This is a genomic window from Pseudomonas sp. HY7a-MNA-CIBAN-0227, from assembly GCF_040310325.1.
Taxonomy (GTDB): Bacteria; Pseudomonadota; Gammaproteobacteria; order Pseudomonadales; family Pseudomonadaceae; genus Aquipseudomonas.
In genome coordinates this window covers 1-249 of sequence record NZ_JBEOPT010000279.1, presented here as the reverse complement: position 1 = coordinate 249, position 249 = coordinate 1, and the positions used below count along the sequence as shown (strand labels likewise).

At 48.2% G+C, this 249-nt stretch carries 1 protein-coding gene; it reads left to right on the top strand.

Features of this window, described 5'->3' with window-relative positions; translation table 11 throughout:
- On the top strand, window positions 1–249 hold a 249-nt coding region (locus AAEZ06_RS27910; protein WP_350617411.1), incomplete at both ends, for a DUF815 domain-containing protein.

The following is a 249-nucleotide window of genomic DNA, read 5'->3' as shown; positions in this document are numbered from 1 at the left end:
GCAAAAGGCAAAATTGGTACAAAACACGCGCCAGTTCTTAAAAGGTTATCCCGCCAATCATGTGCTGATGACGGGTACACGCGGTGCGGGTAAATCATCACTGATTCGCGCATTGCTACAAGCTTATCATAGCGAAGGCTTGCGCATTATTGAGATTGCTCGGGATGACCTACAAGTGCTAGACAAGATTCGTGCAGCGATCAATGAGCTGCCCGCAGATTGTAGTTGTCGCTATGTGGTGTACTGTGA